At 65.5% G+C, this 25,353-nt stretch carries 26 protein-coding genes and 1 pseudogene; 6 read left to right on the forward strand and 21 right to left on the reverse strand.

Annotation, left to right across the window (positions count from 1 at the left end):
• Window positions 1–90 precede the first annotated feature (90 nt).
• Both H8B03_RS07020 and H8B03_RS07025 read left to right on the forward strand, forming a co-directional pair.
• Window positions 91–363 (forward strand): hypothetical protein, encoded by a 273-nt coding sequence (locus H8B03_RS07020; RefSeq protein ID WP_036751164.1) that lies wholly within the window; start codon window positions 91–93, stop codon window positions 361–363.
• A 95-nt stretch (window positions 364–458) separates the two neighbouring features.
• On the forward strand, window positions 459–1,031 hold the full coding sequence (locus tag H8B03_RS07025; RefSeq protein ID WP_193141012.1) for a DUF3489 domain-containing protein: 573 nt from the start codon (window positions 459–461) through the stop codon (window positions 1,029–1,031).
• Window positions 1,032–1,128: 97 nt separating this feature from the next.
• Here H8B03_RS07025 and H8B03_RS07030 read toward each other — a convergent pair whose 3' ends face one another.
• Window positions 1,129–2,022: a LysR family transcriptional regulator gene (locus H8B03_RS07030; protein ID WP_193141013.1), complete on the reverse strand. Its 894-nt coding sequence runs from the start codon at window positions 2,020–2,022 to the stop codon at window positions 1,129–1,131.
• Between the two features lie 96 nt (window positions 2,023–2,118).
• Between H8B03_RS07030 and H8B03_RS07035 the strand changes: the two genes are divergently transcribed.
• Window positions 2,119–2,544, forward strand: coding sequence for a cupin domain-containing protein (locus H8B03_RS07035; protein WP_193141014.1), 426 nt, complete (start codon window positions 2,119–2,121; stop codon window positions 2,542–2,544).
• Here H8B03_RS07035 and H8B03_RS07040 read toward each other — a convergent pair.
• From H8B03_RS07040 to H8B03_RS07125, 19 genes and pseudogenes are all read right to left on the reverse strand, one after another.
• Window positions 2,541–2,831 (reverse strand): hypothetical protein, encoded by a 291-nt coding sequence (locus H8B03_RS07040; protein ID WP_193141015.1) that lies wholly within the window; start codon window positions 2,829–2,831, stop codon window positions 2,541–2,543. The two genes, H8B03_RS07035 and H8B03_RS07040, sit on opposite strands and share 4 nt — an antisense overlap.
• Complete coding sequence (locus tag H8B03_RS18970) at window positions 2,828–3,226, reverse strand: hypothetical protein (RefSeq protein WP_226925801.1); 399 nt, start codon at window positions 3,224–3,226, stop codon at window positions 2,828–2,830. Before H8B03_RS18970 ends, H8B03_RS07040 begins: the two co-directional genes overlap by 4 nt.
• Window positions 3,227–3,428: 202 nt before the next feature.
• A pseudogene (locus H8B03_RS18975) lies at window positions 3,429–3,938 on the reverse strand (DNA cytosine methyltransferase); the annotation flags it as partial.
• A gap of 1 nt (window position 3,939) precedes the next feature.
• Entirely contained in the window at window positions 3,940–5,316 is a 1,377-nt protein-coding gene (locus tag H8B03_RS07050; RefSeq protein ID WP_193141017.1) for a site-specific DNA-methyltransferase, read from the reverse strand.
• Window positions 5,317–5,722: 406 nt separating this feature from the next.
• The gene (locus H8B03_RS07055) at window positions 5,723–6,169 is read right to left on the reverse strand and encodes a DUF6362 family protein (protein WP_193141018.1); all 447 of its coding nucleotides are present in this window, start codon (window positions 6,167–6,169) and stop codon (window positions 5,723–5,725) included.
• Window positions 6,162–6,356: a hypothetical protein gene (locus H8B03_RS07060; protein ID WP_167550348.1), complete on the reverse strand. Its 195-nt coding sequence runs from the start codon at window positions 6,354–6,356 to the stop codon at window positions 6,162–6,164. Before H8B03_RS07060 ends, H8B03_RS07055 begins: the two co-directional genes overlap by 8 nt.
• 5 nt (window positions 6,357–6,361) lie before the next feature.
• The gene (locus tag H8B03_RS07065) at window positions 6,362–6,880 is read right to left on the reverse strand and encodes a hypothetical protein (protein ID WP_193141019.1); all 519 of its coding nucleotides are present in this window, start codon (window positions 6,878–6,880) and stop codon (window positions 6,362–6,364) included.
• Between the two features lie 359 nt (window positions 6,881–7,239).
• A complete protein-coding gene (locus H8B03_RS07070) occupies window positions 7,240–9,534 on the reverse strand; it encodes an AAA family ATPase (protein WP_226925760.1) in 2,295 nt (764 codons plus the stop codon).
• The gene (locus H8B03_RS07075) at window positions 9,531–10,298 is read right to left on the reverse strand and encodes a hypothetical protein (RefSeq protein WP_193141021.1); all 768 of its coding nucleotides are present in this window, start codon (window positions 10,296–10,298) and stop codon (window positions 9,531–9,533) included. Before H8B03_RS07075 ends, H8B03_RS07070 begins: the two co-directional genes overlap by 4 nt.
• A complete protein-coding gene (locus H8B03_RS07080) occupies window positions 10,298–10,498 on the reverse strand; it encodes a DUF6511 domain-containing protein (protein ID WP_193141022.1) in 201 nt (66 codons plus the stop codon). The genes H8B03_RS07075 and H8B03_RS07080 overlap by 1 nt, the downstream gene beginning before the upstream one ends.
• Window positions 10,499–10,719: 221 nt before the next feature.
• The gene (locus H8B03_RS07085) at window positions 10,720–12,384 is read right to left on the reverse strand and encodes a DEAD/DEAH box helicase (protein WP_193141023.1); all 1,665 of its coding nucleotides are present in this window, start codon (window positions 12,382–12,384) and stop codon (window positions 10,720–10,722) included.
• A 14-nt stretch (window positions 12,385–12,398) separates the two neighbouring features.
• Window positions 12,399–13,028 (reverse strand): hypothetical protein, encoded by a 630-nt coding sequence (locus tag H8B03_RS07090; RefSeq protein WP_193141024.1) that lies wholly within the window; start codon window positions 13,026–13,028, stop codon window positions 12,399–12,401.
• Window positions 13,029–13,047: 19 nt separating this feature from the next.
• Window positions 13,048–13,920 (reverse strand): ATP-binding protein, encoded by an 873-nt coding sequence (locus H8B03_RS07095; RefSeq protein ID WP_193141025.1) that lies wholly within the window; start codon window positions 13,918–13,920, stop codon window positions 13,048–13,050.
• Window positions 13,917–14,450, reverse strand: coding sequence for a hypothetical protein (locus H8B03_RS07100; protein WP_226925761.1), 534 nt, complete (start codon window positions 14,448–14,450; stop codon window positions 13,917–13,919). The genes H8B03_RS07095 and H8B03_RS07100 overlap by 4 nt, the downstream gene beginning before the upstream one ends.
• A complete protein-coding gene (locus H8B03_RS07105) occupies window positions 14,450–14,803 on the reverse strand; it encodes a hypothetical protein (RefSeq protein WP_170309480.1) in 354 nt (117 codons plus the stop codon). The genes H8B03_RS07100 and H8B03_RS07105 overlap by 1 nt, the downstream gene beginning before the upstream one ends.
• 22 nt (window positions 14,804–14,825) lie before the next feature.
• On the reverse strand, window positions 14,826–15,419 hold the full coding sequence (locus tag H8B03_RS07110; protein WP_193141026.1) for a sigma factor: 594 nt from the start codon (window positions 15,417–15,419) through the stop codon (window positions 14,826–14,828).
• A gap of 322 nt (window positions 15,420–15,741) precedes the next feature.
• Complete coding sequence (locus H8B03_RS07115) at window positions 15,742–16,458, reverse strand: DUF3800 domain-containing protein (protein ID WP_193141027.1); 717 nt, start codon at window positions 16,456–16,458, stop codon at window positions 15,742–15,744.
• Between the two features lie 163 nt (window positions 16,459–16,621).
• On the reverse strand, window positions 16,622–17,572 hold the full coding sequence (locus H8B03_RS07120) for a hypothetical protein (RefSeq protein ID WP_193141028.1): 951 nt from the start codon (window positions 17,570–17,572) through the stop codon (window positions 16,622–16,624).
• Complete coding sequence (locus H8B03_RS07125) at window positions 17,532–18,773, reverse strand: hypothetical protein (protein ID WP_193141029.1); 1,242 nt, start codon at window positions 18,771–18,773, stop codon at window positions 17,532–17,534. Before H8B03_RS07125 ends, H8B03_RS07120 begins: the two co-directional genes overlap by 41 nt.
• Window positions 18,774–19,110: 337 nt before the next feature.
• Here H8B03_RS07125 and H8B03_RS07130 point away from each other — a divergent pair, with 337 nt between their 5' ends.
• Genes H8B03_RS07130 through H8B03_RS07140 form a run of 3 tightly spaced genes read left to right on the forward strand, consistent with a single transcriptional unit; the run spans window position 19,111 to window position 21,268 of the window.
• On the forward strand, window positions 19,111–19,566 hold the full coding sequence (locus tag H8B03_RS07130) for a DUF2924 domain-containing protein (protein WP_193141030.1): 456 nt from the start codon (window positions 19,111–19,113) through the stop codon (window positions 19,564–19,566).
• A complete protein-coding gene (locus H8B03_RS07135; RefSeq protein ID WP_193141031.1) occupies window positions 19,563–20,888 on the forward strand; it encodes a recombinase family protein in 1,326 nt (441 codons plus the stop codon). The genes H8B03_RS07130 and H8B03_RS07135 overlap by 4 nt, the downstream gene beginning before the upstream one ends.
• The gene (locus tag H8B03_RS07140) at window positions 20,885–21,268 is read left to right on the forward strand and encodes a hypothetical protein (RefSeq protein WP_193141032.1); all 384 of its coding nucleotides are present in this window, start codon (window positions 20,885–20,887) and stop codon (window positions 21,266–21,268) included. The genes H8B03_RS07135 and H8B03_RS07140 overlap by 4 nt, the downstream gene beginning before the upstream one ends.
• 141 nt (window positions 21,269–21,409) lie before the next feature.
• Here the strand turns inward: H8B03_RS07140 and H8B03_RS07145 are convergent, their stop codons facing one another.
• Window positions 21,410–25,222 (reverse strand): hypothetical protein, encoded by a 3,813-nt coding sequence (locus H8B03_RS07145; RefSeq protein WP_193141033.1) that lies wholly within the window; start codon window positions 25,220–25,222, stop codon window positions 21,410–21,412.
• Window positions 25,223–25,353: the final 131 nt, after the last annotated feature.

Here is a 25,353-nt window from a genome sequence, read left to right on the forward strand (position 1 = left end):
AATCATGTGCTTATCGAGTTGATAAGCGCCCCGGATAGAGCGAACGTCACTCCAACGAAGCGATGCAACTCGACCTAAGGAGCCAGCACGATGACCACGCGCCTGAACCCGATCACCACCCCGCGCCACGAACTCCGCGCCGAGAAGGCGCGCCGGAACAAGGAAGCCGCGCTCGCCGCCTTCATCGGCAAGAAGGCCGAGATCGACGAGATGCTCGCCCGCCTGCAGGCGCTCAGCGACGACCATTTCAACTGCGCCCCCGACGAGGCGGGCTGGGCCATGGTCGGCACCCTCGAACACTACGCCAGCCTCCTGAAGCGCATTACCGACAGCGCCTTCGGCGAGGGCGAGCACGCCCGCTGATCTCCGGCCCCGCCGGAACTCCCGCCGCGCGCCATGCGCGGCTCGGGGTCGTAGGAGGTACCGCATGACGCGGGCCCGAATACGGAGACGACCCCATGACCAAGATTTCCGATACCCAAGCCATCATCCTCAGCGCCGCCGCCCAGCGCGACGACCGCATCGCCCTGCCGCTGCCCGAGAGCCTGCGCGGCGGCGCCGCCGCCAAGGTGGTCGGCGCGATGCTCGCCAAGGGCTTCCTCGAGGAGGTCGACGCCGACACGCGCAAGGGCGAGCCCGTCTGGCGCGAGACCGGCGACGGACACGGCGTCACGCTGATCGCCACCGACGCAGGCCTTGCCGCCATCGGCATCGAGCCCGAGGACGCGAACCCCGCGCCGGCTGGCGCGACGGACGCGCCGAGTGAGGAGCCCGCGCCGGACACCCCGACCGAACCGAAGGCCGCGCCCAAGGCGCGCACGCCGCGCGAGGGCACCAAGCAGGCAACGCTGATCGCCATGCTGCGCGCGCCGGACGGCGCGACCATCGAGGAGATCATGGCCGCGACGGGCTGGCAGTCGCACACGGTGCGCGGCGCGATGGCCGGGGCGCTGAAGAAGAAACTCGGGCTCGAGGTGACCTCGGAGAAGATCGATGATCGGGGGCGCGTGTACAAACTCCCCGCCGCCTGACGCGAGCGACCCCGACAAGTTGATGACCGCCGTCCCGCATGGGGCGGCGGCTTGGTCTGTCATTAGGGATCCTCAGGGGTCAAGTTCGAAATCCGTGCTATCCGACCAATGCCTTCCGAAGGGCCGGGATGTCTTCAAGTACCTGATCGACGAAAGCCGCAATTCGCGGCGTCTTCCGCAGATCAGCCGGGGTCAGCAGATACCAGCTGCGCGTGAGTGCATCGACGGGCGGAAGGACCTGAACCAGAGCGTCCTCAGCATCCCCCAGCGTGGTTGGCAGCGGTGCAATGCCGACCCCCGCCTTAACTGCCGACAGCGTTCCGAGCATACTGTTGTTCCGGCTGACGATACGCGCGTTTGGAACCGCAGTCGGAAGCCATTTCGCTACCCGGTGGTTCTGCATAATGCCGTCGAAACCGATCAGGGCATGATCAGCGAGGTCGGAGATGCTGCCGGGGCGCCCATAATGCGCGACGTAGCTCTTGCTGGCATAGATCGCCCAGATCGAGTCGCAGATTTTGCGGCCCACGAGGCTGTCGTCCATGGGCTCGCCCGAACGAAAGGCGACATCCGCCTCACCCCTGGTCAGGTCGAGATACTGATCGCTGGTGACGAATTGAACCTGAAGGCCGGGATAGCGGGAGTGGAACCGGTCCAGTAGCCCGGTCGCCATGATGCGCGGCACGGTAGGTTCCGGGCAGGTTAGGCGGATGGTCCCCTTCAGGTCCAGTTTCAAGGTCCGGATGTGCTGTTCCAGCGTCACCACCGCGGTTTCCACTGCAAGAACATGGTCGATCAACACCTCGCCCAATTCCGACAGGCGGTAGCCCGTTGGATACCTCTTCATCAACGTCAGCCCGATGCGTTTTTCCAGTTCCGCAAGTCGGCGATGAACCGTTGACTGGTTCACGCCCAGCGTCTTCGCGGCGGCAAGGGTGCTTCCCTGCCGGGACACGGCAATCAGGTGGCGCAGGTCGTCCCAGTCGAACATGCCTATGTTATGCATTTTTGCAGCGCGTTTAGCCAGACTTGCTGCTGCCGCTGTCGCGGGCCCGCTGGTAGCCTGACCACAGAGATGGAGGCTGACATGCACGAGAGAACCGATGTCGAAACTATGACTGCTGGCCTGACGGTCGGCGTGACACGCAGTGCGCAGGACAACGGTATGGCAAAGCTGACACCGCTTCACCGAGAGGTGGTCAAGGGGCTGCCAACGTCCGCCGACCAGGAAGTGCGCGTGCTGTTCGCAACCTTGCTGCCCGGCGATGTCACCCCTTACCATTCCCACCGGTTCCCGGTGACGGTGTACATGATCGAGGGCGCATTCACGCTCGAGCTGGATGATCGGGACCCGATCCTCATCGAGGCCGGGCAGGCCTTTGTCGAGCCTTCTGGCGTGAACATGACCGGGAGCAACAGGGGCGATGCCCCTGCGCGCATGGCCCTGTTCTATGTCTGCGAACCCGATGCGCCATTCGCCGACCCGGTGAACCGGAATGCGGAAGCGCACTAAAGGACCCTGCGGATAGCATCCTTCGACCTTGCCTCGCCAGCACCGTGGTCCGCAGCACTTTGTGGTGTGGGTGCGCGCATCCGGATCGCCTCGAACACCCGCCGCAAGGCGAAGGAACGAGCTATCGACACGATGGTGAAGATGGCGCCCATCTTCAGGTTCTGCGCCAGCGTCGTTTGCAGCCCGAAGACCGGGAAGATCAGGATCTGCGTGACGACCGCAACGCCGTAGCCGACGATCACGTTGGCGACGGATTCGACCAGCGACATGAGGCGGGACTGCTTCATGCCGCTGCTTCATCCATCGGCCAGCAATTCAGCCGCCAGAGTTCGCAGCGCATGCGCTGCAACCAGCGGGACCACTCCGTTGCCACAGAGGCGAAGCCGGTCCACCCGGTGGGCCAGCCCATCAGCGCCTCGACGAACAGCGGGTTCAAGGTCCGGCGCAGCTCGGAGGTATCGCTCCCAGCCATTGGCGTCACCAGGACCTGGCGGCCAAGCAGGCCGTTCACCGGCGTGTTGGCAAGGCTCGTCGCGCCATCCTTGTGATCGCGGGCCGTCGGCGTCATCCACATCCCAGCCGAATGGGTCAGGTCCGCTGTCCGCCGGTTGCCCGCGCTCGGCTTGCACCCATCGTTCGCCATCGGCGTGGGCCACATCGCGGCCGTCGTCGCGAGGTTCATGCCGTGCTGCCCCGCGGCCTGCGATGGCGTGGGTTTGGTCTGCCGGTTCTCGTTGGCGCTGGCGCGGGGCGTCGGCCACAGCTGCAGCAGCTCGGTCCGGTTCCCGCCGCTCGACCGGGTACCAGAGCAGGCGCGCGGGGTCGGCCAGCTCGTCCCCCTCGCGGATGGCGAGGATGAAGAGCCGCTCGCGCTTGTGGGGCGCGTCGACTTCCGCCGCCGTGAAGAGGCCTGCCGCAAGCTTGTAGCCCATGCCGACCAATCCGCTGGCGACTTCGGGGAAGCCGAGGCGGAGATGATGGGCGACATTCTCGAGGAAGACGAAGGGCGGCTCGACATCGCCGATGATGCGGGCGACATGCGGCCAGAGGTGGCGCGGGTCGTCCGCGCCCCGGCGCTTGCCCGCGACGGAGAACGGCTGGCACGGATAGCCCGCAGTGACGATGTCCACCGCGCCGCGCCAAGGGCGGCCGTCGAAGGTTCCAACCTCGTCCCAGACAGCAGCCTGATCCAGGGACGCGTCTTCCATCCGCGCCACGAGAGTGGCTGCGGCGAAGGTTTCCCGTTCGACATGGCCCACAGCACGATATCCGGGGATGGCGATAGTGAGCCCGAGGTCGAGACCACCTGCGCCGGAGCAGAGGGAGAGGCCGAAGAGGCATGCGTCTCCGGCTCCGGAAGCGCGTCCGGAGGAAGGTAAAGCCAGGCCATGCATGTCACGCGGCGGTCTTGCGCTTACGCGCGGGTTCGGGGGCGGCGTCTGGGTCCGGCGTATCGGCCGGGGGTTCGGCGTCGTTGCCCAGCCGCTCGGTCCTCACCAGCGCGAAGGTCCGTCCGTCGCCGTCAAGGATCGCTTCGCGGCCCGTCTCGGCCTGCCAGCGTTCGACGGCGACATCGACGTAGGCCGGGCTGATTTCCATCGCGAAGACGCGGCGGCCATTGGCTTCGCCCGCCATGATCTGTGAGCCGGAGCCCGAGAACGGCTCGTAGCAAAGCCCGCCGCGCGCCACATGCTGGCGCATCGGGATGCCGAAGGCGTCGAGCGGTTTCGGCGTCGGGTGGTCGGGGCGCTCGTCCTTGGCGAAGGACGGCATCTCCCAGGTCGAGGGCAGCGTCTGCTCGGCGACCTTCGGCGGGCGGTTCGGGCGGCGCCAGCCCATGAAGCAGGGCTCATGCTTCCAGAGGTAATGCGAGCGGGTGAGAACCCCACGATCCTTCACCCAGATGATCTGCTGGTGCACGAAAGCGCCCGCCTTCTCCCAGCAGGCTTCGAGCATCGCCTGGCGGCGCGAGGCGTGCCAGCAGTACCATGCCGCGTCCTCGGTGATCGCCTCGGCGACGGCGGCGGCGATGAAGCCGTCGTAGAGTTCCGCGCCTTGAGAACTGTCGTCCCAGGTCGTGCCGTAGGACGCCGACCAATCCTTGTTCCGGGTCGGGTGGTTCGAGCCGTCGTAATCGACGAGATACGGCGGATCGGTCGCGAACAGGATCGCCCGCTCGCCATTCATCAGACGGCGCACATCGACCGCGCTGGTGCTGTCGCCGCAGAGCAGCCGGTGATCGCCGAGGATCCAGAGATCGCCAGTGCGCGACGCCGGGTTGCGCGGCGGTTCGGGGATGGTCACCGGCGGCACTGAGCCCCCGGCGCCACCTTCTTCCCCGTCGTCTTCCGCGACGTAGGCCAGCAGGTTGTCCAACTCGCCGTCGGAGAACCCGACCAGCGACAGGTCGAAATCCTCGGCCAGCAGATCGTTCAGTTCCGCCGACAGCAGCGCCTCGTCCCAGGTGCCGAGTTCGGTCAGCTTGTTGTCCGCGATCCGGTAGGCCCGCCGCTGCGCCTCGGTCAGGTGCCCCAGCACGATCACCGGCGCTTCGGTCAGCCCAAGCTGCGTCGCGGCCAGGACGCGCCCGTGGCCCGCTATCAGCTCTCCGCCTTCTGCCACGAGGCAGGGCACGGTCCAGCCGAACTCGGCCATGCTGGCGGCGATCTTCGCGACCTGGTCCGGCCCGTGCGCCTTCGCGTTCTTCGCGTAGGGCTGCAGGCGCGCAAGCGGCCAGGTCTCGATCGCGTCCGGGGCGAAGCTCAGCGTCATGGTGGGCAAGGTTCCTCGGTCGGGTGGATGCCGGTGGCTTCCGGACTCCGGATGCCGGGCCGGACTCCACACGGGGTCCAGCGGGCACCAGCGGTGTCCGGTCGGAAGGCCAGCGTTCATTGGTGTTTGCGCGGGGTGCGCGTCGCTCCGGCTTCCGGGTGGCTTCCTAAAAAATCCGGCCCTGTCGCTGGCGATGTCCCGCGCTTCGCCCGCCAGCATACGAATATCACGAGGAAGGAACCAAGAACTCAATGGGTTAGCCCATTGGACCCCGGCTGGACCCTTCACTGGACCCCGGAAGCCAGCGGCGCGGCGTCTGCCTGCGCGCTCCTCTCCCGAGCATATTGGTTTTCTAACGGCCTCGACGAAATGTGTAAGGCCCTGCGATGTACACCCGAAAATTTCCTCAAAGGACGATTTTTCTTGACAGGCGATTGGCGTTCTCGATGACGAACTGCTGCGAGCGCCGGGGCGACGGTATGCGACCGTTCAGCCGCCAGGTGATCACCGCAAGGCCGTACTGCCAGCGCTTGGTCGCGGCCGTGCGCGACAGACCGAACTGCCAGCAGATCGGCTTCCACGCCATGCCGTCTGCGCGGGCCCAGACCAGGCGCCCATCCTCGGGCTCGAGCCAGCGCAGCCAGAGCATCGCTTCCTCGGCCTGCGTGATCTGTCGCGGGCTGGGCCTCGGGCGACGCATCTGCGGCTCCTGGCCGACCTTGTCGGCGAAGCTGTGGAAGTACTCTGGCCATGCGTTGAAGAAGCCCTGTGGCATCACGCCCGGCATCTGCCGCATCACGCCCGCCGCAAGTTCCAGCCGATCCTGCACCTGTGCTGTGGTCCACTCACCCATGACGCGCCTCCCGTTCCCGCTTGCCGTAGAGCCGCTCGCCGAGCTGGCGCACCAGTTCGCGCTCGGGCCAGGTCAGGCGGTCGTCATCGACGGCGACGGCCAGCAGCCCCTGTTCCTTCCAGCCGTCGCGCTTGACCTCGTCGGGATTGCGACGGTGACCGCCGTATCCCTTCGGCGTGAACCGCATGCCGTTCATTGCACACCTCCCCGGGTCTCCAGCGCCCAGAGCAGGATCGCGATGGCGTCGGCCTCGTTGTCGTCGGCGGGCGAGAAGCCGCGCGCCCGGGCGGCCGCCATCATGGCGTCCTTGTTCGCGTTGCCCTTGCCGGTGGCGTGGCGTTTGATGGTGCCGACCGGCACGCCCTGATAGGCGACGCCCGCGGTCTCCGCCCACGACGTCAACGTGGCGAGCAGCCCGCCATAAACATGGGCCGCGTCGGTGCCGACGTGCCTGCGCACCTCCTCGAAATGGATGGCGGTGATGGCGCCGGCGTCGTTGGCCAGCTGCTCGAGCCAGCCCCGGAACCGCAGGTAGCGCATGCCTCCGCCGTCGTAGCGGCTGGGCCGGAAGGACACGGTACCGCTGGTGATCAGACCGTCCGCCGCCTGCAGGGCCCAGCCAGTCGTGGTGCCGAGATCGAGGGCGAGGACGACCGGCACGCCCGGGAACGGGGCGCTCATGGGTGTCGGGGTCAGAGATGCGTGGGCCATGATCGGCTCCTTTCCGGGTTGCTGCTCGATGGGGTGACGGGCGGGGCATCCAGCCCGCGAGATTGCCCAGGGGTAGGTGGTGACCCTCCCGCGCTTGGCGGGGAGGTCACCTACCCCTTTAGGGGGGCGTTTTCCGAATTCTGAAATCTGCTCCAAGGCATTGATCAGAAACAGAACTTCCAGACTCCGGAGCAGAATCCGGAAAGGCCCTTCCGGATTCTGGGAAGCACCTTCCAAGCCACTGAAATGAAATCGGAAAAGCCAGATTCCAGAATTCGCGCGGGGAGCAGAATCTGCGGATTCTGGCCAGAATCCGGGGCTGCGGAGCCAGAATTTGCGGCGCGGAACGGTGTGAATTGTCATGCCTCGTCCTCCTCCTGATAGACCCAGACGGAGGGGTTCTCGACGGGCAGAACGGCCCCGGTCTGCGGGCATTTGTAGTGGCTGGGCAGCGCCGGGATCAGCTCCGGCTTGACCTCGCCCGTGTCGGGATCGACGGTCTCACCGCCCGTGCCGAACAGCATTCCCTCGACGCAGAGATAGCCGTACTTGCTCCGCTCCGCGGCCAAGCCGATGCGCGTGGCGGCGGGGCCGCGGATGAACTTGACCTTGCCCTTGGTGGCGAGAACGCTGAGTCGGTCGTGGACGATGGTCCGCCCGCCGAGGCCCCCGGTATTCTCAAAAGCTTCGGAGAACTGCGCCAATGTGTAGAGCTTGCCGCGTCGCGCCTCCTCGTAGAGCAGGCCGAGGATGACGTCGTGCTTGCGCATGCGCTCGGCGTCATGCTTGGCGCCCACCTCGGCGCGCACCAGGCGCTCGTTCATAGGGTTGATCTCGACCCATTGGCCGTCGCGCTTGTCGATCAGCTTCGAGGGCAGCGCGGGGCCGTTGCGCAACTCGATCTCCAGCTTGCGCTCGGACGCGTCCTCGTCCGGGCGGTGCAGGATCAGCCCGGAGGTGTAGAAGCCCCGCAGGGCGCTGGCACCCGAAAGCGCGAGGAACGGATCCTCCTTCACCTGGTGCTTGCTCAGCTTCTTGGTGTGGTGGATCAGGATGATTCCGCAGTCGGGGTTCACGTGGTCGCGCAGCACCTCGACCCGGTCCTTGAGAAAGAACATCATCGCGGCGTTGTCGTTCTCGCCACCGCCGTCAGGTCCTCCGTCGAACAGGTTGCGGATCGGGTCGATGCACAGGATGTCGACGGGTTCGGCCGGGAACGCCTGCTGGATCGCCTGCGCGACGAGCGCGCTGCCACCCTCATCGAGCAGCAGTTTCAGCTTCGGCGTGACCACAAGATTTTCGCGGGCGGCGGCCATCACCCCGGGCGGCAGGCCGATCTGCTGCATCCGTTCGCGCAGATAATGGTACTGGATCTCGGCCTGCAGATAGAACACGCGCAGCGGCCGTGGCGGCGTGAAGCCAAGGAACGGCACACCGGCAGCCATCTGCACCAGCCAGCTGATGACGAGATCGCTCTTGCCGACCTTGGGCGCGCCGCCGAGCACCAGCATGCCGCCCGGGGTCAGGACGCGCGGGCCGATGATGTCGTCGGGCATCGGAGTGCCGTCGTCCAGCAGCGCGCCCAGGGTGAAGGTGGCGATCTCTCTTGCCGCAGGAGCGCCGTCGTTCCGAATGAGCGGCGGGCCGTTCCTCACGATGTGTAGCGACCAGAGCCGCTCGTATTCGACCCATAGACGGTCTTCCGGCCAGTTCGGCCGGATCATCGCCGCGTTGTATTCGCCGATCGCGCGCCAGGCTTCCTCCCGGCTCATCCGCCCCTCATGGGCCATTCGGACATAGTGTCCGATGGCCATGCTGACGCCTTCGAACCGCGTCCAGGCGTCCTGGCCGCCCTCGCGGACCGGTGTGGTAAGGGCTACGTCCACGCAGGGTTTCTCACGCGGCTCGGCCGTCGCCATGCCGACGCCGGGCATGGGCGGCATCTCGCCCGCGCGCTCGAGCATGTCGGCCAGATCGAACTCGAGATCGCTGGCTTCACGGATCAGGACGAGCCGTTCCTGTCCGCCCTTGTGATACACCGTGCCGGGCACGCGGATGGGCTGGTGCGCCGAGCGGAAATGCATGTCGCCGCCGACCTTGAGCGCGATATCGCCCCGCAACCGGCAAAGCCGCGCGAGATCGGCGCCTTCGGCGGGCTCGGTCAGCTTCCACCAGACATGGAGCTTGGTCGCGCCATCGGCTGTGCGCCCGCCGCTCTCGACGATCAGCGTCGGTCGCCCGATATGGTGGACGAGGTGATCGAGCTTGGCGGGGATGTCGCCCGCGTCCAGATCGACGACGACGCTCTGCATTTGCAGGACATCGACGGCACGCGCCTGTCCGGTCTCCGCCACCGTGCCGGGAATGACATAGACCGCCGCGCCCTCGCGCGCGCCCCAGGCGGCGAAGGTGGCGAGCTTGTCGGGCGCCGTGCCGTTCGCGTCGATCCAGATGTTGTGGGGCCGGCCGTCCTTGCCCTGACCCTTGTCGACGAAGCCACGGACCGGGATCAGTCCCTCGGAATAGCCGAAGACCACGTCGACGAAGCGCGCGATCTGCGCGGAGTCCGGTTCCACGGCGAAGGGATCGGGCAGCGGCGCCGCATCGTTGAAATCCCGCCACGGGTTGAAGTGGATGATCTTGTCGTCGCTCATGCCGCCAACCCCCAGCACCGTTCGGCATGGGCGCAGAACCGGCATTCGAAGAAGTCGCGGCTTGCGGCGATGCGGGGCAGCAGCTCGCCCGCGTCGGTGGCCTGCAGGATCCGCACCGCGCGGTCGGACATGCGCTGCGCCAGATCGGCATCGAAGGCGACCTGCTCGTGATGCAGTTCGGCCGTGTCCTTGTTGATCGCCGTGAACAGCGCCGGGGCCGAGGAAATGCCTGGCACCGAGGGCTCCATGTAAGCCTGGTAGATCGCGATCTGGGCGGCATAGACGGGCTTGGAGACGGCGACCCCGTCCTTGACGCAGGCCCGCCAGTTCTTCGCGTTCATCGTCTTGCATTCCCAGAGCGCCGGGGTGCGAAGACCGAGCGCGGCCGGGGCGCCGGCCACGATCCCGTCGACATGGCCACGAATGCGACCGCCCGCGACGGAGAATCCGAACTGATCCCCATCGGGCCGATTGCCCTTGCGGGTGTAGAGGTCGAGCCCCGCCACCCGCAGCCAGCGGATCGCCAGATCCTCGAGCTGATGGCCGATGGCGAAGATGCGCAGCGTCTGCCCGCCGAAATCCGCGCCCTCATCCTTGGGCGCGCCTGCGAACTCGAACTGCAGCGCGCGTTCGCAGGCATGCCCCAGACGGGACGCGCCGAGATAGGTCCGGGGCGGCGTGGCCTCCCGCTCGGCGATGAGTGCTGCATCGACCAGCGCGTTGATCCGCTCGGCCATGGAGGGGCGCGGGTTGAAATCCAGCATCAGAACGGCACCTCGCTCCTGGCGGCGATGCGGGACATCTCGGCGCTGTAGCCTTCCAGAACCTCCTCGATCAGCGCGGTGACCTCTGTCGCATCCAGGTCCCGCAGCCGCTTGTCCCAGCCGATCTCGTCCATGGTCGTGCCGAGCCGCTTCATCACCAGAGCTATGGCGAGGCGTTCTTCTTCAGTGGTTCCCTGCATGGTCAGTCCTTTCCGGTGGCGAGCCGCGAAGAACGCCTGGCAGTGCATCGAGCAGAACCAGCGGTGTTCGCGGGGGCGGGGTTTGATGGGGTTGAAGAAACCGAAGCCGCGCGCGGGGCGCAGACAGACGGCGCAAGGCTTGAGGCGCGGGTGCCAGAGCCGAATACGCTCCGGGCAATCCGCAGGCGCTGCGGGCGGGGATGGGACTTGCGCGACATGATTCACGCCGCCCTCCGCTCGGGCTCGGCCGCCGTGACGAGGCGCCGGATGTCGCGCTTGTTGAACTGGAACGAGATCAGCGCGGAGGCGCGATATCTGGTAAGGCCGTAGTCGCGCCGGAACTCGGGCGGCAGGCAGTTCAGCTGCTTTTCCGTCGCGTCCTGCTTCAGCCAGCCCTTCGACTTGAAGGCGCTCTCGTCGGTCTCGTGGGTGTTCAGCCAGTCGTCGGCCTGCGCGAGACAGACGATGCGCTCGCCCACGCTCAGGAGCCGCGTCGCCTTGCCTTTGGCGCCCCCGACCGCGTGCCAGCGGCCCTCGAGGAAGAACACGCCGCCCCAGGCGTGGAAGCCGTTGGCCATCAGCGCGGCGTCGTCGCCGAACAGGTCCACCCACGCGAAACTCGATTGCTCGAGAAGGTCGAGCTCGGTCATGACGAAACTGTCGATGGGCTCCGCGCCTTCGCGCGGCAACTCGCACCCGCAGATCGGGCATTCGGTGACCGCGATCGGGATCTCGGCCTTGCATTCGGGGCAGAGCTTCGTGGGGGCTTCCCCCAGCGTCGGAACGCGCCCGTCGAGATCGACATCCTGTTCCAGCGTGCCGTGGATCAGGCTCGAGGTGCCGAAATCCAGAACCACGCAGTCGGTTTTCACGACACCGGGGTATTCCTCGGGATCGACGATGCGCAGGCCGCGCCCGACCATCTGGATCATGGTTGACTTGTAGGAGCTGGGGCGCAGCAGCACGACGCAGGAGGTGGGCGGGTGGTCCCAGCCCTCGGTCAGCACCGCGACATTGACGACGACGCGGAGATCCCCCGCCGCGTAATCGGTGAGGATTGCCTTGCGGGTCTCGGCCGCCAGATCGCCGTGGATCAGCGCCGCGGACACGCCCGCCGCCCTGAACGCATCGGTGACATGCTCGGCATGGGCGACGGTGGAGCAGAACACCACGGTCTGCCGGTCGCCCGCCTTTTCTTTCCAGTGGCGGATCACCTCGTCGGTGACGGGGGCGCGGTCCATGATGCCCGCCACCTCCGCCATGTCGAAATCCGACATGGTCTTTCGGACCGAGCGCAGTTCGTCCTGCACGCCCACGTCGATGACGAAGGTGCGCGGCGGCACTAGGTGACCCGAGGCGATCAGCTCGCCCAGCCGCACCTGATCGGCGACATTGTCGAAGACCTCGCGCAGACCTTTCCTGTCGCCCCGGTTCGGCGTCGCCGTGACCCCGAAGATGCAGGCGTCGGGATTGGCATTGCGCACCCGGTCGATGATGCGGCGATAGCTGTCGGCGACGGCATGGTGCGCCTCGTCGACGACCAGCAGGTCGAGGCGCGGCATGTCAGCAAGGTTCGAAGCCCGCGCCAGCGTCGGCACCATGGCGAAGGCGACCTGGCCGTTCCAGGATTTCTCGGTGGCATCGATGACCGAGGTTGCGACGCCCGGCACCACGCGCTGGAACTTGGCACGGTTCTGCGCCGTCAACTCGTCGCGATGGGCCAGCACGCAGGCCTTGGCGCCGTCGCCGATCATCTCGCCGGTGACCGCCGAGAGCATGATGGTCTTGCCCGCGCCGGTGGGCGCCACGCCCAGCGTGTTGCCGCGGGAGGCGAGCGCAGCCACACTGCGCTCGACGAAAGACTTCTGGCGGGGGCGCAGGCGCATGGCCGGTCTCCCCCTTACTGCGCCCAGCTCGGCCGACCGGCGGCGCCGGGGGCGGACGCGGGCTGGCCGGGCTGATGTGCGGGTGCCGCAGGGGCGGTCTGCTGCGGGACATGCCCGGCTGCACCGTGTCCGCCGAACTGCAGCGGCGCCGTCCCCATGATCTGCGCGTAATCGCGATGATCCGGCGTGACCGCGCTGCGGATCTCGTTCTTGTCGTCGCCGCTGGCGTCGGTGCCGATATCGATGCGGGCGATGAACTCGATTCCGTCGAGATCGGCGAAGCCGTTGATCCGCCGCGCCGCCTGCGCCTCGGCCGACATGTCTTTGTCGGAAATCCCGCGGGCCGAGTTCAGCATGCCGCGCACGAGGCTGCGGCCCATGTTCGCCCAGTCCGGCCCCTTCGGGCTGTAGAGCCCGATCAGGGTGAAGATCTTGCGCCGGGCGTACTGGCCCTCGGTCACGGTGAACTCGCCGTTGAGGTACACAGCACCCGTCGAGCCGCGCGTGGCATAGCCCCCGGTCCAGCCTTGCGAGGCATCGTCGAAGCCGCCGGGGCGGATGGTCAGGCGCACCTTGGCCAGCGTGCCCTTGGGGATCAGGTTGGTGTTGCTCTGCGCGTCGTTGAAATCGTTCCAGGAACCCATGGGGAACCTCCTTTTCTGATCAGGATTGCGGTTGGGATGGGGCGTCGGCCGCCGCATCGGCGGGCGGCGGGGTGTAGGTCAGGCGCCTGGGCGCTGGCGGGACGGGGGCGCGGATCTTCGTCATCAGGCGGCCGAGGTGAGGCTCCTCGACCTGATCCAGCCGACCGGAGCGGTCCTTGGCCGGAAAGCCCCACAGGTTGATCGTCTGGCAGACGAAGGCGCGATAGGGATCGCCATCGGCCTTCAGCTCGGCCATGGTGATCACCTCGTCGACGATCCCCGGCAGCTCCAACCCGGTCTTCGAGCCGTCGATCTGCGGCTGGAACACCTTGCGATTGAAGTCGTCGAGCTTCTCGTCGAGGATTCCGACGAACCAGACGTTCTTCGCCCGTGTGTGCTGGAGATGGGTGAGCCAGCCGATCATCTCGCGGCCGTGCAACCCGTAGGCCCCGCGCACATCCGGCTTGCCGGTCTTCTCCGACAGCGCCTCGGGCTGGCCCTTGCACCAGCCGAAGCACAGCCGACCCGCCACGGTGATCGAGTCCACGAAGATCGTGTCGTAGCGGTCGAGCGCGGCCGGATCGCCGAAGCGGTCGCAGACCGCCCTGTAATGTGCCGGGCTGTAGGGCTGCTCGTCGCGCAGCGCCGGGTTGGGCCCGCCGATGAACACCGCGAAATCCCGGCATTCCGTCCAGGTTCGCGGCCGGATGCTGTCACCCGCCCAGCCCTCGATGGCGAGATCGCCCGCCTCGAGATCCATGAACAGGGTCGTCGATGCGTTAAGGGTCCAGAGGAGCGAGGTCTTCCCGATGCCGGACTTGCCGAAGATGCAGCCCTTGATCCCGCGCGGTTCGGCCAGTCGCTGGTCGGCGCTGATGATCGGAAGGCTCATTGATCGCCCCCCTGCGGGACGATCTCGATCTTCAGCGTGCCGGGCCGGACGGTGCGCGCGGGCTCGAAACCAGCACGGATCGCATCGGGCCAGGCGGCGTATTTGCGCTCAGGCACCTTGAACGCGATGTCGACATACTGCGCGGGATCGTCCCCGGCGGCGCTGATGCGCTCGACCATGGCAGCGAGACGGTCCTGATCCCAATCCACCCGCTTCGGCAGATCGGCGACCACGGTGAAATCACCGTCGTCAAAGCGGACTGTGCCGGTGTCCTTGCCTGCGGCCTGCCGCTCCTCGGTGGCGCGGGTGGCGTAACGGACCGTTAGCGCGCCATCGAGGCGGGCCTTCGCGGCCTTGTCCCGCTTGATGCGCTCATCGACGTCGCGCTGCAGGATGGCCAGCAGTTCGACGGGCAGCTGGGCGATGTCCTGCAGGCCGAGGCCCGGCAGGTCGTCGACGGTGGGAGTGTTCGCGGGGAACGGCATGTAAGGGTCTCCATGATCGGCAAAAAGGGATTGGAAGGCGGTCATCACGCGGCCTCTCGCTCGGCGAGCAGGAGCGCGGACAACGACACGGCTGCGGCCTTCGGCTTGGGGCGGGCGACGGCGATGTAGGCGAACTGGTCGGGGCCCGTGCGCTCCTGCACCAGGTGCACGAGGCCCTGTTCGGCGGCCCAAAAGGCGCGGGACCCGAGCCGGGCCAGTTCCGCGCGCTGTTGATCCGGGAGCCGGGCGAACATCGGGAAGATGTCGAGGACCAGAAAGCCGCGATGGTATTCCAGCCGGTCGCCCGGCACGGCCTGCGCCACCCAGGCGCAGAACTCGATCTCGGTGAGCGGTCGGCGGGCGCGGACCGTGATGAAGGGTGTGGTGCCCATGAACATGATCTCCTCCTTTCGCCTCTACTCAGGCCGCCGCGAGATCGTCCCAGGCGGGACCAAGACCGTGGGCGGTGAGGACGTGACGAAGATCGGCGAGGCGGCGGTAGAGCGCGGACCGGCTGCCGAAACCCTCGGCCGCGAGCGCGGTGACGGGGCGATGCGCCAGCGCCGCGCAGAACCGGCGATCCTCGGCCGGCAGCCGCGCGAGGGCGGCCTGCAGGGCGTGGTGAAGTTCGGTCACAGCCGCGGCGCAGCAGGTCTGGCCGTTCCAGGCGGCAAGCCCGTCGTTCTCGGTCAGCGTGTTGCCGACCGGCTCGCGGGCGCCGGCCAGCGGCACCTCGAGCGAGAACAGCGACCCACCCTGCGCACGGCGCTGGCGGTGGTGGCGCATCGCGATCCGCGAGGATTGGTTGCGCAGGACGATGTTGGCGAAGGCGCCGATGCTGCCGCGCGAGGGATCGTAGGCGGGCAAGCGGCGCAGCAGATCGACCAGAAGGTCCTGGCCCAGATCCTCGCGTTCGAAGACCGGCAGACACAGCTTGCGTCGGAGCCGCTGTGCCGCCGCATCGGCCTCGCGGATGATGGTTTCAATGTCGTCGGGGGAAAGTTCGATCTGCATCGCTGTGCGCCTCGGTCATCGTTTCTGATGAGCCCAAGGTGCCGGATGCGGTCGCCGCGCAGGTGGGAACGGGGTGGGAATAAGGTGGGGGTTTGGTGGGCCGCGCCGGTCTGGCTAGCCAGTCACCGTAGGCGAAGACACTGCCTGTTCAGAAAAGGGAGCCCACGCGTTCAGCGATACTCGACTTAAGCAGCATACGGTCGATCAGCGGGCAGGCGGCGGAAGAGCTTGACAACACGGCTCACCCGTTTGCACATGTAATCCGCGACTGACAGCGCATTGGTGCACAACCTTGCCAGTCCTCACGGACGTCGGTCGCAGTTCAACGATACCACATTTTTTCGGTCGGCCATGTTCTCGACTTCGCGCAAATGTGTATATTGGACGCCCGGATGACATCTTGTAAGCGATTGCGCCATGGAGCCGAATTGTCGCCGTATATGAACTGCAGGCAGTAAAGGAATATGTCTGCCAGTTGAATCATGCGACTGTGGTGCGATTTGGCGAAATGCACAGTATCAATGATCCGATCTATTTCCTTTGCTCGGCTCCACTCAGTGCCCCCCCTTCGGAAGCGACTTAAGCTCGCTACCGAAGTGCCAATAGCAGGCTCATCATAATCCCCAAACATCATTCCAATCGTGTCATGCTCATGAAGTAAACTGTTGAACTGCTCTGTCAGGTACATGAAGGCAATCTCGTCGTGAGGTTTAGAAGAGTGTGTAATGTTGCCTGGCCTGATCTCAATGTGTATTCTAAGAACATCATCTCTCGCTATTATTTCGAGTAGACGCTTCAAATATGAAATTCGGATATCTTCCGAAACACCTTTGAAATGACCGTTTCCACGGCAAATCTCCTTACCGTGAAACTCGGTGTTCTTCCTGAGAAGACTGCTGCCGAACGCATCCTGAGAAACAGCATTTACCATATTTTCAACCTCAGCAACAATTGCGCTCGATACCGCGATACCTCCCAACCAAAAACTATCTTGTTGAGGCGGATTATATTTCACTTCATCATAATAAAACAAAATCACTGCAAGCTCTCGCCTGATTTCCGAGTGTCATTTAGCCGGCCCATCACACCAATAAATCCTATCATGTAGTACCGTGTTCGTTGTAGCGATCATGCGCAGGCAGACGTCTATCGGTCCACAGTAAGTTACTGATCGTAGCGAAATCCGGATAGACCGAGAGGGGTCAACCGTCGGCTACGATCTCTGCAGCCTGAACGCCAAGCCGGTAGCCCCTGTTTCGCACTGTCGCAATCAGGGCCTTGCTCTCGGCATCGGTAAACCCTGCCGCCTTGAACGCGTCGCGCAGCTCGCGGATCAAATCCTTGGCCTCGCGCGCCGTCGTGCCTTCGACATGGGCTCCGGAGGCGACCTGATCGCGCGACATCGCTTTCTCCAGCAGGCGTTCGAACACGGGGAAAATCTGACGCGACAGAATGACGGAGCGACCGTCCCATTGAACCTCGGCCGTTGCCCTTCGCACACGAAGCACGGGCGCCAGCGGAACCGGCGCCAGAGCCGCGACATCGATTGCGACGCCGAGGCCATCCGAGGCAGGAATCAGTACCGCGAGGGTTTCGACCAGATGAAAGCCCGCATCCTGGTGTCGCCGGACAATCTCTTCGGGCAACTGCGGCGCGAGGATCGTGACGTCCGAGCCCTGCGCCGCCTGGCGCAACGATACGATGATGCCGTCGCCGGTCATGGCTGCAGGCTCCAGTGAAAGAAACACCGCCCGACCCGTTGGCGTATCGCCGAGCCGCCAGAAGTTCGCCGCGGCGCGTTTCGGAGCCGCCCGGAATCCCGCCGCCGCGCCGATCACGGATGCCAGCGCGTCACCACCAATGCGGAACACGCGCAGATCGTCCTCGGTGAGATCGATGTCCTGCCGGCGGTCGAGCGGACATTCAGCACGATATCCATCGCCAGCTTTCCGGATCGACCGACAGGGGAGCCCGCATTCACAGGCATCGCAGACGTCCCAATCGGCGAGCGGCGCCTGTTCGACAAGGACACGTTTCGCCAGCAGCCGGTCGAAGACCGGACCAAAGAACGGCGCGGCAAGCTCGCCGGGCAGGATTGCGTCGTCGCCAGCCTCACTCAGCCGCGTCAACAACCTCAAAATCGTCTCGGTCATTCATCAGCCCGTTCCGTTCGATCAGCTTCATCACCCGCGCCTCATGTTGGGTACGGCGGAACTGCACGACGCCCGGGGGCCGCAGCTTGACCGTGACCTGCGGCTGGCGCTTGCCGTCACCCTTGAACAGGATCCGGAACACGAGCTCGCCCAGCCGCCAGGCGCCGCCGAAAGAGACCGGCGTGCTGCCGAAATGCTGGAGCGCATCACCGCCGAGATCCCGCGAGCGCAGCGTGCGCACCACACGGGGATACCCCTTCTTGCCGGGTGCCATCAGGTCGGCCGCCGCCTCGATGATCAGCACCTTGTCGATCAGTGGATCGTAGGCGGCGTCGAAGGCGAAGCCCGGTCCGGCCAGTTCGACCGGGCGCAGGGTATAGAGGTCCTGCGCATCGTCGCCGTCGAAGAAGCCGGGCCTGTCGAGGATGATCGAGGCGAAGAGTTCCGCGATCTCGGGCTGATGCGCCTTCCGGATGCGGGCCAGTCGCAGCATGCCGGTGTTCTCGGAGTATCGCAGCACGGCGTGGGAAATCTGGCGCACGCTGATGACCCGTTCGACCTGGCCCTCGACGACCGGCATGGTCGAAACCATGGAGCCGTGGCTGACCACGAGGTTGATCTCGTCATCGTCGTCGTAGTCGCCCACCCGGCAGTAGTCCCCGAGAAACGCGTCACGGAAGAGCGCAGCAACGGCCGTCCGGAACGCCTCGACCTTCTCCGCCGTCAGATCGATCGCGACGCCACGTTCCCGCCCGGCATATTCATGGAGGCGGTCGGCGGTGAGCATCGCCATGTGATCGGCGGCCGCGTCAAACAGATCGGGATGCTCCAGAAACACCCGGACGGCGATGTGCTTGGGATCATGCGCCTTGTTCGGCGAGTCCTCGTCGCCGGTCTTCATGTCGGGGAACAGATCGACGCCCTGACGGGCAGCCTGCGCCTGGATGATCTCGAGGCCGCGGGCATCGCCCAGTTCCGCGATGCGGTGCAGATCGCCGCGCAGCCCCTCGGGATAGCTGTCCTCGGCACCGGTCAGCAGCTTCTCCAGCGCTTCGCGGGCGGCATCCTCCTCCTGGTCCAGCAGGTCGACGGAGAAGCCTTTGTACTTGCCCTCGTGCCGCGCCAGCAGCGGCCTCATCAGGGCGAGATCGATTGTCTTGATGAACCGGGGGTTCACGAACTTTTTCAAATTGCCGGCCACGACGAATCCCCTTTCCTGCAAGACAAGTGTTCCTGTTACGTTCTTTTGATCGATTCTTCAACCTGTGCGGGATCGCTTGGGACGCTTTCCGACATCAACGAGTAGAGGCCAGAGGAGACGACTGCTCCGAGGCATGCATGAAACGCCCCAATCCGCTCCCGCCCGACCAGATGACGCCCGCAGAGCGCCGTGCCGAATTATGCGGTCTGTTGGCGCTCGGGCTGGTTCGGCTACGGATGCGGGATGGGGGCGAAGTATCTGAGGATACTGGAGAACGTTGCCTACACTATCCGCCCGACCAATGCCGTCATGCAACTCCAACGCACCGGAGAAATGCATGAACAAGCCCGATCCCATCCCCGCGCGCCTAGCCGCGCTCAAGACCACGCCGACGCCCGACCTGAAGAAACAGTGGCGCGACCTGTTCGACAGCGAGCCGCCGCCCTTCAACCGGCGCTACCTTGAATCACGCCTAGCCTATCGCATCCAGGAACTCGCCTACGGCGGGCTGAAGCCCGAGACAATCAGGCGGCTGGAACGGCTGGGCGACGAACTGGACGGCGGCGATCGGGCGAAGCGGAGCATCCGCGCCGATCGCGACCGCCCGATCACTGGCACGCGGCTGCTGCGCGAGTGGCAGGGCGTCGAACAGATCGTCACCGTCACCGCCGACGGCTTCGAGTGGCAGGGGCGACCCTACAAGTCGCTGTCCGCCATCGCCCGCGCGATCACCGGCACGCGCTGGAACGGCTGGATCTTCTTCGGGCTCAAGAACCACAGGGGGCGGACATGACAAAGCCGCCCGAAAAAACCAAGATCGTCCGCAAGCTGCGCTGCGCGGTCTACACCCGCAAATCCTCCGAGGAAGGGCTGGAGCAGGAGTTCAACTCGCTCCACGCCCAGCGAGAGGCCTGCGAGGCGTACATAGCCAGCCAGCGCTCCGAGGGCTGGGTGCTTGTCCGCGATCAGTATGACGACGGTGGTATCTCGGGCGGCACGTTGGAACGCCCGGGATTGACGCGCCTGCTGGAGGACATCGAGGACGGGCTGGTCGACGTGGTGGTGGTCTACAAGATCGACCGCCTCAGCCGCTCGCTGGCGGATTTCGCCAAGCTGGTGGAGGTGTTCGACCGGAACGGCGTAACCTTCGTGTCGGTCACGCAGAGCTTCAACACGACCACGTCGATGGGGCGGCTGACGCTGAACATCCTGCTGTCCTTCGCCCAGTTCGAGCGGGAGGTGACGGCCGAGCGCATCCGCGACAAGGTCGCCGCCAGCCGGAAGAAGGGGATGTGGATGGGTGGAGTGCCACCCTACGGCTACCGGGTGGAAAACCGCAAACTGCTGGTGGACGAGGAAGCCGCCGCGCACGTCCGCTGGATCTTCGCCAGATTCTCGGAGATCGGGTCCTGCACGGAACTGGCGCGGGAGGTTGGCGTACGCGGGATCCGGACGCCGCGCGGCAACCGGATAGACAAGAAATACATCTATCGGATGCTCAGCAACCGCGCCTACATCGGCGAGGCGGTCCACAAGGGCGACAGCTATCCCGGCGAGCACGACGCCATCATCGACCGCGAGATATGGGACCGCGCCCACGCCATCCTGCAGGAGAGCCCCCGCAAGAGGGCCGCCCGCACCCGCGCCGAGACGCCCGCGCTGCTGAAAGGGCTGCTGTTCGGGCCGGACGGCGCCGCCTTCTCGCCGACGCACACCCGAAAGGGCGACCGGCTGTACCGCTACTACGTCAGCCAGACGGTGCTGAAGCACGGTGCCGGGTCGTGCCCGATCGGTCGTGTGCCCGCAGGCGAGATCGAAGCGGCTGTCATCGACCAGCTGCGGACTGTGTTCCGCCAGCCCGAGATCGTGGCGGGCACGTGGAAGGTCGCGCGCGCTCACGCCGACGACATCACCGAAGCCGACGCTCGCAGGGCCCTGCAGCAGCTCGACCCACTTTGGGACGAACTCTTCCCCGCCGAGCAGGCCCGCATCGTGGCGCTGCTGGTCGAGCGCGTCGACATCGGCGTGGATGGCTTGAACGTCCGGCTACGGGTGGACGGCCTTCGTGGCCTCACGCGCGAGTTTCTGGCCGGCGAAATCGAGGCCGCAGCATGACACTCGGCGCACCGATCCCCGACACCGTGACGCTCCACGTCCCATTTCGCGTCGCGAAGCGCGGTGGGCGGAAGGAGATGCAGATGCCGGACGGTGCCGTGCAGCCGCGCCGGACCGAAAACACGCTGATCAAGGCTCTGGCGCGCGCGTTCCGATGGAAGCGGATGTTGGAGTCGGGTGAGTACGCAACAATCGCCGAGCTCGCGGATCGCGAAGGCATCGCGCTCTCCTACATGACGCGCGTCCTGCGCCTGACACTGCTCGCGCCCGACATCGTTGAGGCGATCTTGGACGGCAGGCAGCGGCCAGAGGTAACGTTGGCGCGGATGTTGGAGCCATTTTCAATGGGGTGGATCGAGCAGCTACAGAACCTCACCTGATTGCCGTGGCAGCCTCCGACGAGATGGCAGCTTTCTGAAGCTGCCAGATCCCAGCTGGACGACCGAATTTATGGCTTGAAGCGGACATCGACCAGGTGGTGGTCGAGCGGCCACTCTGAGCAGCGGCTCGAGCTGCGGGTTTTATTCAATCGCATCGATCTCCGCTTGATCGAGTCGGATGCGTAGCAAGCTGACCAGCAGCATCAGTTCCGCGACCTCGCGACCATTCATGGCCGAATGCGAGGCGTCAATGTAGTTCATCTCGCCGAAGCGGATCTCATCAATGCAATTCGCAGCCGCTTCCGCCAGGTCGGTGCCCAGCAGTGCGGTCAATGAGGCCAGTTCGTCACGTCCGCTTGCGAGTTGATCTTCAAGCGCTGCACGCGCATCGATCTCTGCACTCGGCCGACCGTCGATGCCAAGGCTGAGGTGGTCCATTGACTGCAGTGAAGCAGCGGATGCAGCGACGGCGTCGAACAAGGCGGAAGCGATCGGCATGAAGGCCGGCATCCCGAGGCGGGCAGGCCATTCCGCGGCACGGTCGAAGAGGTTGACCATGAGACTGTGGCCCGACTTGCCCCAGGTCGGTGCGAGGCGGCCTCCAATCACCGGGATGGCGGTGACGTTCATATATTCGTGGGCGGCGGCGCGGGCAGCGTTAGCCGCGACGTCGAAAACCTCAAGCTCTTCGAGACTGTCGATCGGGATCAGCACGGCCATCTCGCTCGGCGGCCAGGGAACGATCGCGTCCGTTGCCTCGAGCGCTCGGACCTGCGCCGTGATACCTTGGTCGGCGAGAGCATCCCTCAGCTCGTTCGCGAAACGAGTGCGACCGGCGCCCATTGCAGCAGCGAAGCGGGTGCCGATGAGGCGCAACGCGTTGTTCGGCCGCGCCTGACCAATCAAGGCGCGGTGCTTCAACGAAGGAGGGTAGGTCCCGCCAGCTACATCGCCGGCAATATTCCTGATCGCCACGAGCATCTCCCGCAACCTACCGAGCGACGCTGGGGGGCCACCGATCAGATGCCAGGGCTCGTTCGCATAGGCGTTGTCGACGTTGTCTATCAACGAGGCCATCCAGCCAATGAAGGCCGGTGCTCCGTTCGGCAGTTGATGGAAGCGGCGAATTACGTCGGTGCTCGCCGAGAAAAGAACGTTCTGAAGCGGCGTGACGTGAACCCCCTGCGTGTCCTTTTCTGCACCGACGGCTACCACGTTCGGCGGAGTGAGTTCGCGCGCGGCATCGTGAACGGCATTCGCGGAGGTGAGCTGGGCGTTTACCACGCTCTTGCCGATCAGGATCGTGTTGATGATGCGCTGTAGTGCCGGGACAAGTCGGTCGAGTAGCTGTGAGGCAGCCGCGAGATAAGCCGTCTGGCTCGTCGTCGCGATGCGTGCTCCGATGGTCTCGCCCCAGAGACGGTTCCACGCCGGCAGCGCTGCCGGAGGTAGGTTGGCGCGGGGTATCCGTTTCTCGGCAAGGTTATGGCCTGCGAAACTTGCGAGCTCTCCGTTAGGAAGAATCGCCGACGAGGCGGCAACGTCGGATCGAGGGGACAGGGCAAGCGCCGCTTCGCAGAGCCGCACGACCTCGTCGTGGGCGTTGTCGGCGCCGGGGATGCCGAGGTGGTAGTGGTCGACTCGTATCAAGCTTCCTTCCGGTGCATCCTCCAACAAGGGCTGGACCGCCCAAGGGATCTCAGAGGGTATGCGGGCGATCAACGCTTCTGCGCCGGCGGCGTCGACCCAGGCGACTGCCCGTTCGCGATCGATGGCCGCCAGCGAGCCTAGCAATCGCACTACCGGATCGAACGGTGCCCCGAGAAGGTCCGCAGGCCTGGATGTCAGCGCGTCAGCGAGTTTGGGGTGGAGAGGCAAGCCCATCAGAGCCGACAGCAACTGATCCAGTCCTACGACATCGGCCACGGGCGTGATCACGGCGGCCAAGGTGCTTTGGGGCAGCGCTTCAAGCAAAGCCGTGCGCGGATCGTTGACATACTCCTCGCGTAGCTCGGCGAGCCGAGCTCCAGCCTCCGTCGCGCGCGCTAGATTCTCGTTAATGCCGGAGAGCGAGGTGCCAGCGAAGCTCAGCATCATCGCGGTACCGATCTGCGTTGCCGGAAGCGCCCGAACCTCGGGAGTCTCGAGCCACAGGTCGACCGCTGTCGCGATCCGAACGGTTCCGAACCCGCGCAAGGCGGCCGAAAGGGTAGCAATGCTAGGGCTCTGCCGAATGTACTCGGCAACAATCCCCACAGCGTCTGCCGTCGATACGCCCCGGTGGCGCACGGAGTCAGCGATCAGTTGCTCGACGTTCGCAGCGGGCACCGAGCGCACCGCCTGTGCAAAGGTGTCACTAATGAAGGGTGGTACATTACGGTGCGTAAGACGGACGAGTTCGGCGGAGCGAAGCTGGTGTAGGCCTGTGAGGAGGCTGTCCCCACCGTCGCGCACAAGATGTTCCTCAACCAGGCGCCGCAGTCCACGCGCGATGCTGTCCGCCGAGAACTCCAAAACCTGCGGAAGTTGCCGCAGGTCGACGGCCGCGCCGGCGGCGGCGGCAAGTGATACAATCCGCAACGTCGCAAGCTCGGTTGTGCGCTCCTGGTCACGCAGCCGAGCGTCAACCTGCTCGCTCAGCGTTTGCTCGAAGCGTTCCCCGGCGCTCAGGATGTGTGTGTATTCGAGGACGAGGCCATTGCTCAGCGCCCAGGGCTCGCGCCACCCGCCCCACTGGGTCTTCCCACTCCGATTGAGCTCGTCGAAGATGCGCTTCGCTAGGTCGTTGTCTGGCTCGGCCCGGATCTCTGCTGCACGCGAGCGACCTTCGAGTAGGAAGAGGTCCTCCTCGCGGATTGAGCCGAGCAACAAGGCGCCCGGGATCGTGTTGAGTTCGCGGGTGAGCGCATCCCATCCCTCGGCGCCGCGCCGGCCGATGTCGTCCACGACAAACCCAACTGGCGCGTCGGCACTGGCGCGCAGCGCTCGGAGCAGCCGACGCAAGTTAGGTAGATCGCGCTGCTCGATGCGAAGTAGCCGATACCATCGCACCGTGTGCCGAAGACCATGGGCGGTCTGCCACATGATGGCTGACTTGCCAGCACCCGACGGTCCGACTACGAGCGCGGCGCGGCGGAGCTCAAGCCCATGTGCCAGTCCCGCCTCGGGTTCGGCTCGCGGGACGACGAGTCCTGCGGCCACGTGGCCGGCCTGGACATCAACGCCGAGGTAGAACTCCGGGTCGTCGAGAGGCGTCAGGAAGTCGACGGGCTCGCAAGCGCCATCCAATATCGCCTGCTCGATCGCATCGATGTCGACCGCCTCGAGCGTGGTGGTGATGACAGAATCCGTGTCGCTCGCGGAAAGCCCCCGATAGTCCGCTGACTGCAGACGGCCGTTCTGGTTGGATAGGTTCCCGATCTCGACGAGCAACTGCGCGAAGCAGATTTGTGCAGTCAGCGGGCTGCAGCCCGTCTTCGCGACGATCGTTGCTATAGCCACCTCGTGCGGTTCCGGGACGTGCTGGATGATCGTCTTGGCGAGCAGGGCTTTGCCAAGCGCGCCACCAGGAAGCCTAGACCTGAGGCGGGCGTTCGGGGCAATCGTGTTGTCGGCCTGGGGCGGATGGTCGACGATCGGTCTCTCAAGGATCAGTTCGAGCGTTCCGGGAGCCGGCGTGAACTTGTCATGGCGGGTCCACAGGTCCTTCACATAGTCGCGGGCAGTGGCGAGGGGTGTCTCGCCCATGTGCTCGCGTCGGCTTTTCACCTGGACCAGCCATGTACGATTGGATCCTCTCCGCTCGATGTCGTCGTTGCCCTCGGGGATAATCGTCGCCGGCGCATCGATCCCCGCCCAGACACGCACAGCCAGCAAGGCGGCAACCGCGTCTTGGAAGCGGAAGCCGCGCCCGGCGTTGGAGCCATGTCGGTCGTGTGAGGCGGGGCCTGTCATGTCATTAAGAATAGGTCCCACTCGCTAGGGTTGCGAGTGGCTAGGTCCCTTCCGTGGTGATTATCGAGCTCGAATAGCGGTGACTTGATAGGGTTACAGCATTTCCGGATTAACCGCTTAGCACGCATGAG

Origin of the sequence: Meridianimarinicoccus sp. MJW13 (assembly GCF_014901205.1) — a bacterium.
Lineage (GTDB): Bacteria > Pseudomonadota > Alphaproteobacteria > Rhodobacterales > Rhodobacteraceae > Meridianimarinicoccus.

Bases quoted from the DNA above. Each gene is read 5' to 3' on its own strand.
- H8B03_RS07145 (WP_193141033.1), bottom strand. From the start codon at position 25,222: ATGACAGGCCCCGCCTCACACGACCGACATGGCTCCAACGCCGGGCGC.
- H8B03_RS07080 (WP_193141022.1), bottom strand. From the start codon at position 10,498: ATGCAGGGAACCACTGAAGAAGAACGCCTCGCCATAGCTCTGGTGATG.
- H8B03_RS07095 (WP_193141025.1), bottom strand. From the start codon at position 13,920: ATGAGCCTTCCGATCATCAGCGCCGACCAGCGACTGGCCGAACCGCGC.
- H8B03_RS07070 (WP_226925760.1), bottom strand. From the start codon at position 9,534: ATGAGCGACGACAAGATCATCCACTTCAACCCGTGGCGGGATTTCAAC.
- H8B03_RS07130 (WP_193141030.1), top strand. From the start codon at position 19,111: ATGAACAAGCCCGATCCCATCCCCGCGCGCCTAGCCGCGCTCAAGACC.
- H8B03_RS07140 (WP_193141032.1), top strand. From the start codon at position 20,885: ATGACACTCGGCGCACCGATCCCCGACACCGTGACGCTCCACGTCCCA.
- H8B03_RS07025 (WP_193141012.1), top strand. From the start codon at position 459: ATGACCAAGATTTCCGATACCCAAGCCATCATCCTCAGCGCCGCCGCC.
- H8B03_RS18970 (WP_226925801.1), bottom strand. From the start codon at position 3,226: ATGAACCTCGCGACGACGGCCGCGATGTGGCCCACGCCGATGGCGAAC.
- H8B03_RS07050 (WP_193141017.1), bottom strand. From the start codon at position 5,316: ATGACGCTGAGCTTCGCCCCGGACGCGATCGAGACCTGGCCGCTTGCG.
- H8B03_RS07060 (WP_167550348.1), bottom strand. From the start codon at position 6,356: ATGCGGTTCACGCCGAAGGGATACGGCGGTCACCGTCGCAATCCCGAC.
- H8B03_RS07105 (WP_170309480.1), bottom strand. From the start codon at position 14,803: ATGTTCATGGGCACCACACCCTTCATCACGGTCCGCGCCCGCCGACCG.
- H8B03_RS07030 (WP_193141013.1), bottom strand. From the start codon at position 2,022: ATGTTCGACTGGGACGACCTGCGCCACCTGATTGCCGTGTCCCGGCAG.
- H8B03_RS07135 (WP_193141031.1), top strand. From the start codon at position 19,563: ATGACAAAGCCGCCCGAAAAAACCAAGATCGTCCGCAAGCTGCGCTGC.
- H8B03_RS07075 (WP_193141021.1), bottom strand. From the start codon at position 10,298: ATGCTGGATTTCAACCCGCGCCCCTCCATGGCCGAGCGGATCAACGCG.
- H8B03_RS07120 (WP_193141028.1), bottom strand. From the start codon at position 17,572: ATGACCGAGACGATTTTGAGGTTGTTGACGCGGCTGAGTGAGGCTGGC.
- H8B03_RS07065 (WP_193141019.1), bottom strand. From the start codon at position 6,880: ATGGCCCACGCATCTCTGACCCCGACACCCATGAGCGCCCCGTTCCCG.
- H8B03_RS07110 (WP_193141026.1), bottom strand. From the start codon at position 15,419: ATGCAGATCGAACTTTCCCCCGACGACATTGAAACCATCATCCGCGAG.
- H8B03_RS07090 (WP_193141024.1), bottom strand. From the start codon at position 13,028: ATGGGTTCCTGGAACGATTTCAACGACGCGCAGAGCAACACCAACCTG.
- H8B03_RS07100 (WP_226925761.1), bottom strand. From the start codon at position 14,450: ATGACCGCCTTCCAATCCCTTTTTGCCGATCATGGAGACCCTTACATG.
- H8B03_RS07040 (WP_193141015.1), bottom strand. From the start codon at position 2,831: ATGAAGCAGTCCCGCCTCATGTCGCTGGTCGAATCCGTCGCCAACGTG.
- H8B03_RS07055 (WP_193141018.1), bottom strand. From the start codon at position 6,169: ATGGGTGAGTGGACCACAGCACAGGTGCAGGATCGGCTGGAACTTGCG.
- H8B03_RS07020 (WP_036751164.1), top strand. From the start codon at position 91: ATGACCACGCGCCTGAACCCGATCACCACCCCGCGCCACGAACTCCGC.
- H8B03_RS07085 (WP_193141023.1), bottom strand. From the start codon at position 12,384: ATGCGCCTGCGCCCCCGCCAGAAGTCTTTCGTCGAGCGCAGTGTGGCT.
- H8B03_RS07035 (WP_193141014.1), top strand. From the start codon at position 2,119: ATGCACGAGAGAACCGATGTCGAAACTATGACTGCTGGCCTGACGGTC.